The organism is Actinoplanes philippinensis (genome assembly GCF_900113015.1).
Classification (GTDB): Bacteria; Actinomycetota; Actinomycetes; order Mycobacteriales; family Micromonosporaceae; genus Actinoplanes; species Actinoplanes philippinensis.
Map to the genome: position 1 here is coordinate 727,129 of NZ_FONV01000001.1, position 14,052 is coordinate 741,180.

12 protein-coding genes are annotated in these 14,052 nt (G+C 73.3%); 4 read left to right on the plus strand and 8 right to left on the minus strand.

The window, feature by feature from the left end:
* Window positions 1-189: 189 nt before the first annotated feature.
* Window positions 190-756, minus strand: a complete 567-nt coding sequence (locus tag BM290_RS03190; RefSeq protein WP_093609676.1) for an HAD family acid phosphatase — start codon at window positions 754-756, stop codon at window positions 190-192.
* A gap of 72 nt (window positions 757-828) precedes the next feature.
* On the opposite strand from BM290_RS03190, the gene BM290_RS03195 reads away from it, so the two are divergent.
* Window positions 829-1,371, plus strand: coding sequence for a hypothetical protein (locus BM290_RS03195; protein WP_093609938.1), 543 nt, complete (start codon window positions 829-831; stop codon window positions 1,369-1,371).
* On the opposite strand, the gene BM290_RS03200 is transcribed toward BM290_RS03195, so the two are convergent.
* Complete coding sequence (locus BM290_RS03200) at window positions 1,368-2,381, minus strand: lysylphosphatidylglycerol synthase transmembrane domain-containing protein (protein WP_239143275.1); 1,014 nt, start codon at window positions 2,379-2,381, stop codon at window positions 1,368-1,370. The two genes, BM290_RS03195 and BM290_RS03200, sit on opposite strands and share 4 nt — an antisense overlap.
* Before the next feature lie 126 nt (window positions 2,382-2,507).
* Between BM290_RS03200 and BM290_RS03205 the strand changes: the two genes are divergently transcribed.
* Window positions 2,508-3,089, plus strand: a complete 582-nt coding sequence (locus BM290_RS03205; protein WP_239143274.1) for a TetR/AcrR family transcriptional regulator — start codon at window positions 2,508-2,510, stop codon at window positions 3,087-3,089.
* Between the two features lie 12 nt (window positions 3,090-3,101).
* On the opposite strand, the gene BM290_RS03210 is transcribed toward BM290_RS03205, so the two are convergent.
* The 5 genes from BM290_RS03210 to BM290_RS03230 all read right to left on the minus strand — a co-directional run bounded on the left by BM290_RS03210 (window position 3,102) and on the right by BM290_RS03230 (window position 11,360).
* A complete protein-coding gene (locus BM290_RS03210; protein ID WP_093609678.1) occupies window positions 3,102-3,836 on the minus strand; it encodes a LamG-like jellyroll fold domain-containing protein in 735 nt (244 codons plus the stop codon).
* A 6-nt stretch (window positions 3,837-3,842) separates the two neighbouring features.
* Window positions 3,843-4,517, minus strand: a complete 675-nt coding sequence (locus BM290_RS03215) for a response regulator (protein ID WP_218163273.1) — start codon at window positions 4,515-4,517, stop codon at window positions 3,843-3,845.
* Window positions 4,517-6,676 (minus strand): sensor histidine kinase, encoded by a 2,160-nt coding sequence (locus tag BM290_RS03220; protein ID WP_093609682.1) that lies wholly within the window; start codon window positions 6,674-6,676, stop codon window positions 4,517-4,519. The genes BM290_RS03215 and BM290_RS03220 overlap by 1 nt, the downstream gene beginning before the upstream one ends.
* A 74-nt stretch (window positions 6,677-6,750) precedes the next feature.
* Window positions 6,751-8,373 carry an acyl-CoA synthetase gene (locus BM290_RS03225; RefSeq protein WP_093609684.1) on the minus strand — a complete coding sequence of 541 codons (1,623 nt, stop codon included), beginning with the start codon at window positions 8,371-8,373 and terminating at the stop codon, window positions 6,751-6,753.
* 2 nt (window positions 8,374-8,375) lie between these two features.
* Window positions 8,376-11,360, minus strand: coding sequence for a type II toxin-antitoxin system Rv0910 family toxin (locus tag BM290_RS03230; protein WP_093609686.1), 2,985 nt, complete (start codon window positions 11,358-11,360; stop codon window positions 8,376-8,378).
* Window positions 11,361-11,483: 123 nt separating this feature from the next.
* Here BM290_RS03230 and BM290_RS03235 point away from each other — a divergent pair, with 123 nt between their 5' ends.
* Window positions 11,484-12,167, plus strand: a complete 684-nt coding sequence (locus tag BM290_RS03235; RefSeq protein WP_093609688.1) for a TetR/AcrR family transcriptional regulator — start codon at window positions 11,484-11,486, stop codon at window positions 12,165-12,167.
* A complete protein-coding gene (locus BM290_RS03240) occupies window positions 12,164-13,300 on the plus strand; it encodes an acyl-CoA dehydrogenase family protein (protein ID WP_093609690.1) in 1,137 nt (378 codons plus the stop codon). Before BM290_RS03235 ends, BM290_RS03240 begins: the two co-directional genes overlap by 4 nt.
* Here the strand turns inward: BM290_RS03240 and BM290_RS03245 are convergent.
* Window positions 13,260-13,964 carry a TetR/AcrR family transcriptional regulator gene (locus BM290_RS03245; protein WP_239143273.1) on the minus strand — a complete coding sequence of 235 codons (705 nt, stop codon included), beginning with the start codon at window positions 13,962-13,964 and terminating at the stop codon, window positions 13,260-13,262. The two genes, BM290_RS03240 and BM290_RS03245, sit on opposite strands and share 41 nt — an antisense overlap.
* Window positions 13,965-14,052: the final 88 nt, after the last annotated feature.

Sequence of the window (14,052 nt, forward strand, 5' to 3'; positions counted from 1 at the left end):
CCGGAACCGGGCGCCGCGCCGGCACCGGAGCCGCGGGCCGCGGACACGCAGGCCGCCGGAAAGCCGGAGCCGCAGGCTGCGGGGACACCGGGACGGAAGGTCACCCGCGCACCATAACGGGAAAATGTAACGGCCGAGCGAGGGGCGCTCGGGCCCGGCGGGGGACCTCCGCCGGGCCCGAGCCGGGGGTTAGTCCAGCTGGCCGTCGTAGTCCGGCAGTTTGAAGGTGCGTTCGGCGTGCCCGCCGCCGAGGTCGGTGGCGCTGTTACCGACGTTGGCGACGATGGTGTAGCCGCGTTTCTCGATGTCGGTGCGGGCCTTGGTCTTGAGGGTCTGGTTGTCGGAGAAGTCGAAGGTGGGCCGGGTGTAGAGGTCGGTCCACTGATATCCGACGATGCTCAGGTTGAGTTCGGTGGCGGCTTCGATGATCTCCGGGCGGGCGGTGATGAAGAACACCGACGCTCCGTCGGCGCGGGCCTGGCGGGCGAGGGCGAGGACGCTGGGGGTGGCGTCGTACGGCTTGTATCTGCTCTGCAGCGCGGTGTTGTCGATGTCGAGGACGATCGCCGCTTTGATGCCGGTGGCGGGGAGCCGGGTGTCGAGGTAGGCGGCGGCCTGGTCGGTGACGGCCTGGACGTCGGCGAGCCAGGTGGCGCGGGACGGCAGTGCTGCGGCGCCGGCCGGGGTGGCGGCGGCTCCGGTGGCCACTGCGGCGGCGACGGTGGTCACCAGGATGCGGAGGGAGAGGGTTCGCATGCGCCACATTATCGATGATCATAGATGAACGGGAACTGAAATCCGTTTTGTCTCGCTGCGAAGATGACGTTCATGGAGAAGATTCCCACGCTGTTCCAGCGCGACCCGAACGACCGCAAGCGCGTGCTGCCCGAGGCCAACCCCGTCTGCCAGTGGGTCCTCGACGGCGAGGGGATCGCTACCCGCAAATACGACGGCACCTGCGTGCTGCTCGACGAGGACGGTGTCTGGTGGGCGCGGCGCGAGGTCCGGCCGGGGCGCACGCGGCCGCCCGGCTACCGGCCGGTGATGACCGACGAGAACACCGGCAAGACCGTCGGCTGGGAGCCGATCGAGCAGTCCAGCTATGCCCGCTACCACGCCGAGGCGGTCGGCGGGTCGCCGCAGGCGCGGCGGCCCGGCACCTACGAGCTCATCGGGGAGAAGATCAACGGCAATCCCGAGGAGGTACGGGGACACGCGCTCGTCGCCCACGCGGACGCCGAGCGCCTGGACGTCCCTCGCGACCTGGACGGACTCCGTGCGTGGCTGCTCGCGCACCCGAAGCAGGAGGGCATCGTCTGGCACCACCCGGACGGCCGCCGGGCGAAGCTGAAGTACCGCGACTTCGTCTAGGAACGCCGGCCGGCGGGGTCGGACGGGCGGATCGCCAGGTAGGAGAGCCAGCCGACGCCGATGATGAAGCCCAGGGTGATCAGGCGGTAGAGGACGACGACCGCGATCGCGATCTCGGTGCCGATGCCGCCGGCGATCAGGCCGAGGATCAGGGCGCCGTCGATGATGCCGAGGCCGCCGGGGACGATGGTGATCGTCCCGGCGGCCATGCCCGCGCAGAAGGCGAGCAGCAGCTGCCCGGCGCTGATCGTGCCGCCGCCGACGGCGATGCAGCAGAACCACAGGCAGGCCGCGTCCAGCAGCCAGTTGAGCAGGGCGAAGACGACGGCGGCGGCGCCGTGGCCGGGGGTGAGCCGGGCGGCGCGCAACTGTTCGAGGAAGCCCTGCACCCGATCCTGCCCGTGGTCGGCGGGCCGGCGCCGGAGCCGGTTGACCAGCACCAGCACCGGCCGGGTGACGGCGGTGAGGCTGCTCGGGCGCCTGGTGAGCCGGCGGACGCCGATGGTGGCGAGCAGGGTGGCGACGGCGAGGCCGGCGAAGGTGTGCCAGTCGGGAGCGCCGTTCGCGGTGACGGCGCTGAACGCGGTGATGGCGGCGAGCGCCGCCGCGGACAGGATGCCGGAGAGCGCGATGCACCAGGACGCCACCGCGGGTGAGGCCCCGAAGCGGCGCATCTGGCGGTAGTTGAAGGCGGTGGAGAACGCCGGCCCGCCGGGCAGGGTGACGCTGAGCGAGTGGGCGGCGTAGGCGAGAGCCACGTGCCGCCGCAGCGGGACCCGGACCCCGGCCGAGCGCAGCAGGTGCAGCTGCATCCGCGCGTAGGCCTGCATGGCGGCGGTCTCGACGAGCAGCGCGGCGGCCAGCCAGCCGAGGTGGGGTGTGCGCAGCTTGGCGACGGCGTCGGCGAGGGGCTCCCAGCCGAGGACGAGCTCGGCGGCGAGGACACCGGCGACGATCGCCGTGACGGCCCAGCGCATCCGGCGCGGTGACTCGGCGGCGACGGTGGTCATGCGCGATCCCCTGGTAAACAAATGTTGACTTAAAAACCGTACCGGCGTACGGCATATTCGGTCAACAGACGTTTACGTCACATCCACACGCCGGATAAGCTGGCACAACAGAGCGGAAGGAGGGCTGTGGCAGCGACTACACCGCGCCGCAGGGATGCCACCAAGACCCGGCAGTTGTTGCTGGAGGCGGCCCTGCAGCGGTTCACACGGGATGGTTATGCCGCGACGACGGTGCGCGACATCGCCGACGACGCGGGTGTCAACGTGGCGCTGATCAGCCGGTACTTCAAATCCAAGGAGGGTCTCTTCGAGGCCTGCCTGACCAGCAGCGTCGACGAGATCCGGCGCACCACCGGCGACACCCCGCTGAGCCGCACCCCGGAGGCGATCGCCCGGCAGATCGCCGGCCCGTGCACCGAGGGCCTCCCCCACCACCTCGTGCTGCTGCTGCGCTCGTCCGGCGACGAGGCCGCCGACCGGATCCGGCTCGACCTGCTGCGGTCCTACGGTCAGCGGCTCGCCGTGGCCGCCGGGTGGCCCGAGGACGACGAGACCATGCTGCTGCGGGCCCAGATCGTGCTGGCCGCCGCGACCGGGATCGCGCTTCTGCGTACCAAATCGGGGTTGGAGCCGTTGGCCTCGGCCACCGCCGAGGATCTGGTGGCGCCGTTGCGGGACCTCGTCGACGCCCTGATGAGCAAGCCCTGACGCAGAAGCCGGTCAGGGCTTGGTGATCCAGACGTCGTCGAGCGCCCCGTGGAACTGGTCGTTGTCGCCGTGGGCGCTCTTGCCGCCGAGGTTGAGTGACATGGCGTTGTCGATGCGCAGCGCCGCCGGGATCCCGGCGGCGGCCCGTGGCGCCCCGTCGACCAGGATGGTCAGGGTGTCCCGGCCGCGGCGGCAGCCGATCGTGTGCCACGCGCCGTCGGCCACCCCCACGTCGGCGACGGCCACGTGGATGGCCCGGGAGTCCTCGCCGACCAGCACGCAGCTGGGGTGCCCGGCGAGGCCGTCGATCTGCAGCTTGTACTGGCTGCCCTCGGCCGCGTAGCCCTTCTGCAGCACGTTCTGGCCGTCGGTGGTGTCGCGCGGGGACAGGCGCACGGTCGCGCCGAAACTGAACAGCGCCCGGCCCGGGTTGAGCGCCGGCCGGCTCAGCGCCCGCAGGATCATCCGCCGGCAGGGCTCCCGATGGCACGGGGCGGGGAACCGGACGGCCACCCCGTCACCGTGCGGGATCCGGCGGGCCTGGGCGCCGTTACGGGTGAACGGCGTGAGGTCGCCCCACGGCTGCGCGCCCTCGAAGCCGTACCGGGCGATCGTCACCGCGGGCGGCCCGCTCGGCACCATCCACACCGCGGGGACCGTACGGCCGGGCCGGCGCACGGTCACCGCCACGGCGGTCGACAGGGCGATCAGCAGGGCGGTCACCAGGAACCGGCGGAAGAACCTCACACCCGGTCAAACGCCGGCGGCGCCACCCGGGTGTCGGGGACCGGGGCTGACCAGGCCGGTGTCGTACGCCACGATGGTCGCCTGCACCCGGTCGCGTGCGCCGATCTTGCCGAGCAGGGCGTTGACGTGCACCTTCACCGTGCCGGTGGTGATGCCGAGCCGGGCGCCGATCTCCGCGTTGGACAGGCCCTGCGCGATCGCGATCAGCACGTCCCGCTCGCGTGGGGTGAGCGCGTCGATGCGGGGATCCGCCTCCGGCGCGGCGGCGACCGTGCCCGCGGCGAAGGCGTCGATCAGGCTGCGGGTCACCGCCGGGCTGAGCATGGCGTCACCGGCCGCGACGGTACGGACGGCGGCCACCAGCTCAGCCGGGTCGGAGTCCTTCAGCAGGAACCCGGACGCGCCGGCCCGCAGCGCCTGGAAGACGTACGCGTCGTGGTGGAACGTGGTGAGCACCAGCACCCGCGGCGGATTCGGGCCGGCGGTGAGGCGGGCGGTCGCGGTGAGCCCGTCCACGCCCGGCATCCGGATGTCCATCAGGATCACGTCCGGCCGCAGGGTGGCGGCCAGCTCGACCGCGGCCGCACCGTCGCCGGCCTCGCCGACCACGTCGAGATCCGGCTGCGAGCCGACGATGGCGGCCAGCCCGGCCCGGACCATCACCTGGTCGTCCACGACCATCACTCGGACCGCGATGACGGCACCTCCTGCACGTCGGAAGCCTGCACCTCAGCCGGCGGCGAGCCGGAAGCCGCGGACGCCGGGCCGGGGGCAACGACCGGGACGGGAGCCGGCGCGGGGGCCGGCTCCAGAGCAGGGACCGGGACGGGGGAAGGCGCGGGGGCCGAGGCCGAAGTGGGCGCCGGGGCCACAGCAGGGGCCGGGGCGGTGGGGACGGCCGTGGGGGCCGTCTCCGGGCGGCCGCCGAGGCCGTCCAGCAGCGCGCGCATGGCGGTGAGGGCCCGCCGCGCCGAGCCGAGCACACCGGCGAGGTCGCCCCGCTCGGCGGCGCCCGGCACCTCGGCGGCGTGGCGCAGCACGTCCTCGTGCAGGCCGGCGGCGATCCGGCGGCGCTCCAGCAGGGCGTGGAAGGCGGCGTGCTCCAGCTCGGATGCGAGCCCGTCGGCCTCCCGCGCCCGCATCCGGTCCCGGCGGCGGCGCCCGGCGAACCCGACGCCCCAGCAGGCCGCCGCCGGAACGGCGAACAGGATCGCCATCAGCGGCGTCATCACGGCGACGAAGGCGAGCCGCTCGGCCATCCCGTTCAGGGCCAGCTCGGGGTCGGAGTCGTCGAGCGACAGCAGCACGGCCGCCACGAACGCGACCGATCCAGCGCCGGCCGGGACGGCGAGCCACGTCAGGCCGGGCCGGGCGCCGCGGACGGCGACCGCGTGAACGGCCGCGAGGTCGACGACACAGCTGAAGAGGAACAGGTAGCCGTACCTGGCGGGCACCGGGCCGGGCTGGACCAGCAGCGGGCCGAGCAGCCCGGTCAGCACCACGGCCGCGAACGCCCACCACGCCGACCGCCGCCGCCACAGCAGCGGCACGGCGTGCGCGATCTGGGCGAGCAGGATCAGCGCGGCCGCCGTCCGGGGCAGCGTCTCCTCGTCGGCGACCATGATCACCGCCTGCACCAGCACCAGGAGGACGACGAGCGCGGCGGAGGCCCCGATCGGACCGCGGAGCCAGGGGTACGCCGTCCGCACGGTCCCGTCCGCTCCCGGCAGGACGGCCCGCACCCGCCAGCCGCCGCCCTCGCGGGGCCCGGCCGTGCAGTCGCCGCCGAGTGACTGTGCCCGCTCCCGCATCCCGCTGACGCCCCGCCCGCCGCCGAGCCCGGTGACCTCCGCGCCGCCGCCGTCGTCCTCGACCAGCAGCTCCGTCGTGGTGTACCGGACGAGAACGTGACCACCCGGCGCGTACCGCAGAGTGTTCGTCAGCGCCTCCCGGACGATGCCGTAGATCGCCGCGGCCCGCTCCGGTGGCGGGTCGCCGTCCGGCAGCTCGACGGTGATCCGCTGCCCGAGCGCCCGGAAGCCGTCGGCCAGGTCACCGAGCGACGGGGTGTCGTCGCGTCCCGTCGTGGCCGGCAGGATCGCGACCAGCCGGCGCAGCGCGTCGAGGGTCTCCCGCCCGGTGCGCGCCGCGAAGTCGAGGGCCTCGGCCCGCAGCTCGGGCCGCTGGTCGCCGAGCATCTCGGCCGCCGACGAGTTGACCACGATCGAGGTCAGGTGGTGTGCGGTGACGTCGTGCAGCTCGCGGGCGAGGCGGCGGCGCTCGGTGTCGGCGGCGCCGAGGTTGGCCTGTCGCGCGGCGTCCAGCCGGCGGGCCGCCTCGGCGCGCTCGGCGTGGAAGCGGCGCCGCCGGCGGCCGAGGAGGATGACCAGGCCGTAGAGGGCCAGCGACGCGACGACCGCCTGCGCCTGGTAGACCCAGTCGACGCCCGGCTCGCCGTCCTGCACGACGGAGGTGACGGCCTGCTCGGCGACCGCGCCGGCGACAGCGGCGGGCAGCAGCCGGGCCGGGGCGTGGACGGCGACGCTGAACAGGGCGACGATCGCGAAGATCGCCATGATCGCGGTGGCGTCGCCGGTCTCCACCCACTGCGGGCGGTCGGGCGCTGCGAGGACCGCGATCACGTTGCCGGTGAGCACCCCGACGAGCGCGGGCAGCGGCCGCTCCCGCCGCCAGGCCAGGGCCGCACCGGAGAGCAGGCAGGCGCCGGTCACCACGACGGCGGCCGGCACGCTGACGCCGTCGTGGTCGAGCAGCGGCAGGCCGGGCCAGTAGAGGAGTTGACCCGCGACGAGCAGCACGGGAAGCATCCACCTGGCCATGACCCGGAACTGTAGCGAGACCGGGCGGCCGCCACGTTGCGACCCCGGCGGGGCAGGTCGCGACGCGGCGGAGGTCAGGCCCCGTCGAGGGGGCCGGTCGGCAGCTCCCGGCGCAGCAGCTTGCCGGTCGGGTTGCGGGGCAGGTCGTCGACGAAGACGACGTCGCGCGGCACCTTGTAGCGGGCCAGGCTGGCGCGGACGAACTCGCGGATCTCCTGCGGGTCGCGGGCGGCGTTCTCGGCCGGCACGATGAAGGCGCGCAGCCGGGTGCCGAAGTCCGCGTCGTCGACGCCGATCACCGCGGCGTCCATCACGTCGTCCCGTTCGGCGAGCAGGTTCTCCACCTCGAGCGGGTAGACGTTCTCGCCACCGGAGATGATCATGTCGTCGTCGCGGCCGTCGATGTAGAGCAGGCCCTCGGCGTCGAAGTGCCCCTGGTCGCCGGTGGCCATGTGGCCGTCGATGACCTGCTTGTGCCGGCCGTCGGTGTAGCCCTCGAACGGGATGCCGGTACGGACGAAGATCCGCCCCTTCTCCCCCACGGTGGTGACCGGCTTGTCGTCGGCGTCGTAGAGCGCCACGTGCACGGTGACCGGCGGCCGGCCCACGGTGCCCGGCGATCGGCGCAGCTCGTGCGGCTGGGCGACGGACGCGACGGCGACCTCGGTCGAGCCGTACACGTTGTACAGCACGTCACCGAAGACGTCCTGGAAGCGGGTGCTCAGCTCGGGTGCGAGCGCCGACCCGGCCAGGAACACGGTCTTCAGCGACGACATGTCGTACTTGGCGATGACGTCCGGGCCGAGGGCGAGAATCCGGTTCAGCATGGTCGGGACGGCGACCAGCATGTGCGCCCGGTGCTCGGCGATCGCGGCGAGGATGCTCTCGGCGTTGAAGCGGCGCAGCAGCACGGCGTGGTTGGACAGCGACAGCCCGACCGTCCACGCGCCGAAGCCGGTGCTGTGGAACAGCGGCGACGCGATCACCGCGGTGCCCTGCCGGGGGAAGTCGATCCGGTCCGCGATCAGGGCGCTGGCCAGCGGCGACACCTTGGTACGGGGCGCACCCTCGGGCAGGCCGGTGGTGCCGCTCGTGAGGATGATGAAGCCGCCCGGCTTCTCCGGGATCGGCAGCGGCACGGTCGTCGGCTCGGCGGCGGTCAGCTCCTCGACGGTGAGCACGCCCGCGGGCCGCTCGTAGTCGTCGTCGGCCCAGCTCAGGTATCGCGGGATGTCGTCGGGCAGCAGGTCGACGGCGGGGGCGAACTCGCTGTCGTACATCAGGAACCGGACGTTCTCCCGAGTGATCACCTCGGCCAGCTGGGAGGCGGCCAGGCCGGTGTTGAGCATGGCCAGGCGCAGGCCCGCGCGGGCGGTGCCGGTGATCGCCAGCGCCAGGCCGCGGTGGTCCCGGGCCAGCACCCCGATCACCGACTTCGGCGGCAGGTCCACCTTGCGCAGGGCGTGGGCGAGGGCGTTCGACCGCTCGAAGAACTGCCGGTACGTCCAGGTGCCCCGCTCGTCGGTGAGGGCCGGCAGGTTCGGGTGCTCGTTGGCGGCCTTCTCGGTGAGGGCCGCCTGGGGGCCGAGTCTCGCGTTGTTGCCGGCCGCCTTGATCAGCCGGTCCGGTCGCAGGAGGTTGACGATGCCTATCTGGTGCATCCGCAGAACCGCGTGCAGGTGCTCGAGCGTGCTCACGATCAGCCCTTCCAGGAGGGGGTCCGGTGCTCGGCGTAGGCGCGGATGCCCTCCTGAGCGTCCGCCGAGCCGATCACCTCGCCGGCGATGTCGGAGAGACGGTCGAAGGCCTCCGCGGCGCCCCAGTCGCGGTGTTCGTCGACGATGCGTTTCGAGAGCAGGACAGCGAGGGGCGCGTTCGCGGCGATGTCCCGGGCCAGTCGCAGCGCGGTGCCGAACGCTTCGCCCGGTGACGTGACGCGGTTGATCAGCCCCAGCTCGTGCAGCCGGCGCGCGGGCATCGGCTCACCGGTCAGGGCCAGTTCCAGGGCGGTGCTGCGGGGCAGGCTCCGGGCGAGCCGGAGCACCCCGCCGGCCGCGGCGACCAGGCCGCGTTTGACCTCGGGGATGCCGAACACCGCGTCCTCCGCGGCCACGATCAGGTCGGCGGCCAGCGCCAGCTCGCAGCCACCGGCCAGGGCGGCGCCCTCGACGGCGGCGATCAGGGGCTTGGCCGGCGGCCGGGCGGTGATGCCGAGCAGGCCGCGGCCCTCGGTCACCGGGAACTCGCCGCGGGCCGCTGCCTTGAGGTCCATGCCGGCGCTGAACACGGTGTCCGAGCCGGTCAGGATCGCCACCCGGGCGTCCGGGTCGGCCTCGAAGGCGTCGATCGCCCGCTCCAGGGCGCGGGCGGTGGTCAGGTCGACGGCGTTGCGGACCCCTGGCCGGTTGAGCCGGAGGACGGTGACCGGCCCGTGCCACTCCACGATCAGCGGCGGCTCGGGCGGCTCCGGCAGCTCGGCCCGGGCTGCCTCGGCGGCGACGAGGGTGGTGCCGGCCAGGTCGATCCAGCAGCCGACCAGGCCGGAGATCTCGGAGATGCCGCTGATCGAGGCGTCCCCGCCTGCGCGGAGGAAGGGGTCGTCGGTGAGACGGAGGACGACCCGGTCGCCGTCGGGAGTGATCGCGGTGATGATCGTCGCCTCGGGCACGCCGTCGCGGCCGTAGGGGACGGTGTAGGCCTCCAGGACCGCCGGCCCCGTCCAGGAGCCGAGGGCCCGGCGGGCGGGCGGCCGCTCCAGCCGGTGATCGACGTCGATGTCGCGGTATCCCGGGCGTGGCGGGCGAGCCGACAGGAGGGTCGCGGCGTGCTTGGTGAGATACCAGCCGAGGGCGGTCGCGAGGCCGTAGCTGTCCGGGTCGGAACGCAGCAGCGGCACCAGGTTGGCGATCGCGTGGCTGGCGTAGTTGTTGCCCGGCCCACCGGCGAAGGTCAGCCCGCCGGTCACGGTCAGCGGCCGTTCCGGGTCGTCGATCGGCACCCCGAGCTCCAGAGCGGCGATCTGCACCGCCGAGGGAAAGCACGCGTACAGGTCGAGGTGCTTCACGTCGTCGATGGCCAGGCCGGCGTGGGACAGCAGGGCCGCACCGATCGCCCGGATCGCGGGTGACGCGGCGAGATCGGCACGCTCGGTGACGTGCCACTCGTCGGTGGCGTGGGCTCCGGCGTGCAGGAACACCCACCGGTCCTGCTCGATCCCGGCCTCCCGCGCGGCGGCCGCACTGCACACGATGATGCCGGTTCCCTGGTTGACCTGCACGTTCGCGGTGAGCAGCTTGGGGTAGGGCGCGGAGATCATCCGGTTGGCGGCGGTCGGCTCGGCGAGTTCGGCGGCGGTGTGCACGGCCGGCTGCCAGGCGTGCGGGTTACCGGCGGCGATCTCGGAGCAGCCGGCCCAGAGCCGGGTGATCCGCTCCCGGTGATCGGCCGCGCCGAGCCCGAGCCGGGCGCGGACCGCCGACTCGATCAGCGCGTAGAGGTAGATCGGGGCGACCAGCCCGGCCGCGGTCTCCGGCTCGTTGTTGGCCGGGGCGTCGCTGCCGACGATCCGGCCCGGTTCGACGCCGTCCGGCTGCACCGGCCAGTCCAGGGGCCGCCCGGCCCGTTCGGCGGCCGCCGCGGTCGAGGCAGCCTCGGCGCCACCGACCAGAGCGATCGAGGCGTGACCGGAAGCGATCGTGGCGGCCACATCGTTGAGCAGTCGCAGCGAGCCGTCGCCGCCGAAGATCGTGGTCTGCACGGTCTGCCGCGGGGTCGCGCCGACGTCACTCGCGATCAGCGCGGCGCCGTCCGGGTATTGCCACGAGACGCTGGCGACGTACCCCGCAAGGTCTGCCTTTTGCAGGATCTCCGGCTTCCCGCAGTCGCCGGCGGCGAGCCGCAGCGCCCGCACGGCGAGGGAGACCGGGTCGCCGCCGGCGGGCTCGGTGGATCGGTCGGAGACCTGCCCGACCCCGACGATCACCGGGGTCCACGCATCGATCTCCTCACCGGTGCGACTGAAAACGATCGGCGCGGGCTTGGGGCCGGGCGGTGGCGGGGCGGTCGCGGCGGTGGGGTGAGACGTGGGTGCGGACCCCGCGGCGGTACGCCCGGACGACGCGCCCGCCGCCACCCGTGCCAGCTCGTCCAGGGATCTGCGCATCGCGTCGGCGAGGTTGCGGGCGACCATCGCGCCCAGCGGCCCGTCCGCCGGCCCGCCCTCGACCCCACCGTCGAACCGCACCACCGACCCCGCGCCGGCCGGGGTGACGGAGAGGTAGAAGCCGACCGCGACACCCATCGGCGCCGTGCCCTCGAACCAGACGGCCCGGCCCGGCACCACCCCGGTGACCGTCCAGCGGACCTCGCTCGGCGTCCCCATCAGCGTGATCCGCTGCCGGAACCGCTCCCCCTCGGCGAACGCGGCGGGCGGCCCGCCGATCCACCCGGCGTGCTGGAGGACCCAGTCGGGCATCCGCGCCGGGTCCACGAGCACCGCGAACACCCGGTCCGCGCCGGCCATGGCGGTCACCTGCGCGCTGCACGGGTGGGCGAGGCGGCGGGGCGGTTCGACGGCGGCCGGCGGGGCGGGCGGCGCGGGGCGGGCGCGGCTCAGCAGGCTCCCGGCAGCGGCGCGCACGACGGCGAGGCCGGCACGCAGCCGGGGTGGGACAACAGCGGCCATCGACGCTCCCCTAACAGTCTGACGTGACGGTAAAGGGGTGACCTGGGTCACGGCAAGAGCCTGCCGATCACTGAGAACAACCTGGATGGACGCAACTAACCGTCAGGCCGTACGGTAAATGGCGTGAAGCGAACGCAGGCGCAACGCAGCGAGGCCACCCGCGGCAGGATCCTGGAGGCCACGCTGCAGTGCCTGGTCGAGCGCGGCTACGCCGAGACCACCACGGCCGAGGTCCTGGCCCGCGCCGACGTGCCCCGCGGCACCCTGCTGCACCACTTCCCCACCAAGGCGGACCTGCTGGTCGGCGCCGTGCACTACGTCGCGGGCCGGCGGGTGGAGGCACTGACCGCCGAGCTGGCGGCGATCCCGGCCGGCGCCGACCGGCTCGATGCGCTGATCGACATCATCTGGCGGCACTTCTCGTCCCCGCTGTTCTGGGCGGCGCTCGAGTTGTGGAACGCGGCTCGCACCGACGCCGAGGTGCGCACCGCGCTGCTGCCGGTGGAGAAGGAGATCTTCGCCGTCCTGCACGACCGGGCCCGCACGCTGCTCAGCGAGAGTTCGCCCGGCGATCCGCGGGTCCCGACCGTTGTCGAGTTCAGCTACGAGGTGCTGACCGGCCTGGCCATGACCGGCATCGTCAGCGGCGATCTGGGCCGTCGTGAGCTGCTCATCCGCCGCTGGAAACGGGCGGCCGCGATCCTGCTCGGCCGCCGTGACCCGGCCACCCTCGTCGAGCGCGCCCGCCGCGATCCACCCGCCCCCGCCCCCGCCGCCGACCGCGCCCGCTCGAAGGAGAGCCGATGACCCTGACCCTGGAACGCCTCGCCCTCGCCGACTCGATGCGGCAGTTCACCGCCCGTGAGATCCATCCGCATCTGCCGGAGTGGGAGCGGGCCGGCGAGATCCCCCGTGACGTGCACGCCCGCCTGGCGAAGGCCGGCCTCTACGGGATCGGGTTCGCCGAGGACCTCGGCGGCGACGGCGGCGACAGCGTCGACACGGTCGTCGCCACCGAGGCTTTCCTGGAGGCGGGCGGCTCGTCCGGGGCGCACGCCGCGCTCTTCACGCACGGGATCGCGCTGCCGCACATCATCGCGTCCGGCGACGAGAGCCTGATCGACAGGTTCGTCCGCCCGACCCTGGCCGGCGAGATGATCGGAGCGCTCGGCATCACCGAGCCGGAGGCCGGGTCGGACGTGGGCTCACTGCGCACCACGGCGGTCCGCGACGGCGACGCGTACGTGGTGAACGGCGCGAAGATGTTCATCACCTCCGGGATCCGGGCCGACTTCGTGACGACCGCGGTGCGTACCGGCGGGCCCGGCGCGTCCGGGATCAGCATGCTGGTGATCGAGAAGGGGACGCCCGGGTTCACCGTGTCCCGCAAGCTCGACAAGATGGGCTGGCTCTGCTCGGACACCGCGGAGCTGTCGTTCGCCGACTGCCGGGTCCCGGCCGCCAACCTGGTCGGCCCGGAGAATTCCGGGTTCGCGCTGATCGGCCGGGCGTTCGTGGCGGAGCGGATCATCGCGGCGGTCCATGCGTACTCGGTGGCCCAGCGCTCGCTCGACCTCACCCTGGAGCAGGTGCGGAGCCGGGAGACGTTCGGCCGTCCGCTGATCAGCCGTCAGGTGGTCCGGCACAAGCTGGTCGACATGAGGATGCGGATCGACCACTCCCGGCAGTACACCCGCTGGGTGGCCGAGCGGCACGCCGCCGGCGAGGCGATGATCGGCGAGGTCTGCCTGGCCAAGAACGCCGCGGTCGAGGCCTGCAAGCACGTCGTCGACGAGGCCGTGCAGTTGCACGGCGGGATGGGCTACATGCGCGAGTCCGAGGTGGAGCGCAATTACCGGGACAGCCGGATCCTCGGCATCGGGGCCGGCGCCACCGAGATCATGACCGACCTGGCGGCGAAGATGTTCGGGTACCACTGACCTCGGCCGGGGCGGCCTGCACCAGGGCGTCGATCAGCTTGTCGATGGTGCCGGGGAAGGCCGAGTTGTACATCGACGGCAGGTGCTCGCGGACCAGGTGCACGTTGGGGTAACCGTCGGCCGGCAGGGAGGTGTAGACCCGGGACCACGCCTCCTGCTCGGCCGCCTCCTGCTCCTCGGTCAGCTCGGCGGCGTCGACGGCGGCCACCGCCAGCACCGTGTCGACGAAGTCGCGGTAGTGGCGCACCGCGTCGGCCGGGGCGAACCCGGCGCTCAGCATGATCCCGATGCCGGTGTCGACGACCCGCATCTCGTGCGGCCCCGCGGTGACCCGGATCGCCCGCAGGTGCGCCAGCCGCGGGTGCAGCCGCATCGACCGGCGCAGCGACGCCGCCAGGTCACGCAGCGAGTCGGCCCAGTGCTCGCGCGGCACGAACTCGGCGAACGCGTCACCGATCAGCCGGTCGGCGAGGGCCAGCAGCAGCGCGTCCATGTCGCGGAAGTAGCGGTAGACGGCGGTCGGGTCGGCGCCCAGCTCGGCGCCGAGCCGGCGGACGCTCAGCTTGTCGCCGCCGGGCGCGTCGATCAGGCGGAGGGCTGTGTCGACGATCATGTCCGCGGTCAGCACGACGCCGGTGCGGGTCTTCCGGCGTCGTGCCCCCACGCTGCGCACACGTTCCGTTCCAGGCACCCCACCACCTTAGGCGGTTCTTATGTCAACGCATTGACATAAGCGTGCGGGGGGCGGTTTC

Bases quoted from the DNA above. Each gene is read 5' to 3' on its own strand.
- BM290_RS03195 (WP_093609938.1), top strand. From the start codon at position 829: ATGGAGAAGATTCCCACGCTGTTCCAGCGCGACCCGAACGACCGCAAG.
- BM290_RS03230 (WP_093609686.1), bottom strand. From the start codon at position 11,360: ATGGCCGCTGTTGTCCCACCCCGGCTGCGTGCCGGCCTCGCCGTCGTG.
- BM290_RS03200 (WP_239143275.1), bottom strand. From the start codon at position 2,381: ATGACCACCGTCGCCGCCGAGTCACCGCGCCGGATGCGCTGGGCCGTC.
- BM290_RS03190 (WP_093609676.1), bottom strand. From the start codon at position 756: ATGCGAACCCTCTCCCTCCGCATCCTGGTGACCACCGTCGCCGCCGCA.
- BM290_RS03240 (WP_093609690.1), top strand. From the start codon at position 12,164: ATGACCCTGACCCTGGAACGCCTCGCCCTCGCCGACTCGATGCGGCAG.
- BM290_RS03220 (WP_093609682.1), bottom strand. From the start codon at position 6,676: ATGGCCAGGTGGATGCTTCCCGTGCTGCTCGTCGCGGGTCAACTCCTC.
- BM290_RS03215 (WP_218163273.1), bottom strand. From the start codon at position 4,517: ATGGTCGTGGACGACCAGGTGATGGTCCGGGCCGGGCTGGCCGCCATC.